Origin of the sequence: Psychrilyobacter piezotolerans, assembly GCF_003391055.1 — a bacterium.
Lineage (GTDB): Bacteria > Fusobacteriota > Fusobacteriia > Fusobacteriales > Fusobacteriaceae > Psychrilyobacter > Psychrilyobacter piezotolerans.
In genome coordinates this window covers 1-1744 of record NZ_QUAJ01000068.1, presented here as the reverse complement: position 1 = coordinate 1744, position 1744 = coordinate 1, and the positions used below count along the sequence as shown (strand labels likewise).

Genomic DNA, 1744 nt, shown 5'->3' with positions numbered 1-1744 from the left:
CTTATTTATGGATATTTCATAGTATTTAATACTGAAAACAAGAATTTTTGTATAGCAAACAAACGTCCTCACTATTTTTTTTGAAGGCCTTATTCCCTCAATATTCTTATGGCAACTACCCTCCCATATCTAACAGGATCATCTTATTAAAAGAGTCCTAAATTCCTTCGTTCTGCCTATCCATAAGTTGAGTGTCTTTCTGCTCCTTTGCTGAGTCCTATGGCTCTAATGGAAAAATTTCGACTACTAGCTCTTATTTGTCTTTTAGTACTTTTAAAACTAAATTTAGGTATCTTAAAAGATGGACGTTTTACCTTTTTTAGTTCTTTTTTCTTTTCGATGTTTTTGTTTTTTTCCTTATGCTACTTGTTCCAATGTTGGTCTTCTTATATCTAACAATAATTTTTTGCCACTATATTCAATTCCTTTAGTTAATATCGTGAAGAATATTCTTATGAGTTTACAGCAAATGGCTATTACGGCTTGCATTTTCTTCAGTGGACTATTGGTTCTAGTGATGTAATATTTATATATCTCTGAAAATTCTTCATTTTTTCCTATTAATGGCATTGCAGCTCGAAATAGTATAGCTCTGAGTCTGCTTCTGCCCCTTTTACTTATCCTTGTTGAACTATTGTGTTTTCCGGAGCTATTTTCCATTAAAGATAATCCAGCATACTTTTGAACTTGTTTAGCTGATTTAAAACGTTTAATATCACCTACTTCTGCTGCAAAAGCAGTTACAGTAGCTATTCCAACACCTTTGATCGCAAGTAATTTCTTGGTTTCAGGAATTTCATTACATAAATTCTCCGATTCTTCCGTTATCATATCCAATTGTTTGGTTTTGTACTCATAATCCTCTATCATCATTTGAATATCTAATTTAGCCATTTCAGTACCTTTTGTAAACCCGATACTTTGTTTAGCAGCCTCTACTAGCTTTTTAGCCTTACTTAATCCTACTGCTCTTAATTTTGCATCTTTCCATTTTTTTAAAATACCATCAACGCCCAATTCAACAATTTCTTTAGGCAAAGGGGTTTCTTTTAATATCATCAAACCACTTTTTGAATCTATAGCAGAATATGCTAGTTTGTACTCAGGAAAATATATTGAAACCCATCTATGGAGTCTGTTCTTAATACCATTTAACTCATTGACAATCTTTTCTCTACACCTGTCTGCAACTCTTAAATCAGCGTATATTCCTTCTGGTATATATGGATAACTAAATCGCCCATTGATGACTAATTTCGCGATTACTTTCGGATCCTTGGAGTCATTCTTTGTTTGATTGTTATCATCTAATTCCTTAGTTTGCTTGACATGATATGGATTAACCATTGCAATGGTTATATTGTGATTTTTCATATTCTCACATAAATTAAACCAGTAATGACCTGTTGGCTCTAATCCTGCTATTATTTCTGTTTTTTGATGTTTTTGACAAACCTTTTGAAGCCAATCATTAAATTTTTCAAATCCAATGCTACTATTTGCAAATTTAAAGGTTTTTGATAACTCAATTCCCCTCCAATCAAATGCTCTAGCATATTGAGTTGTACTTCCGATATCGATTCCTACTATTAAACTTGATTCTTTTACTTGACTTATTTTGCTATTTTGGTTAAACTTCATGTGGATACCTCCGTAAAATATTAGGGTTTAGTCGTCTTAATTTTACATCGAGGTATCTTTTTTTTTCAACCATTTACTTTTTTATTATACAGGAATGCTCCTT

Annotated in this window: 1 protein-coding gene; it reads right to left on the bottom strand. The window is 32.0% G+C overall.

Annotated features, from left to right (window positions below; translation table 11 throughout):
• Window positions 1-357 precede the first annotated feature (357 nt).
• The gene (locus DYH56_RS15650; protein ID WP_114643780.1) at window positions 358-1641 is read right to left on the bottom strand and encodes an IS110 family RNA-guided transposase; all 1284 of its coding nucleotides are present in this window, start codon (window positions 1639-1641) and stop codon (window positions 358-360) included.
• Window positions 1642-1744: the final 103 nt, after the last annotated feature.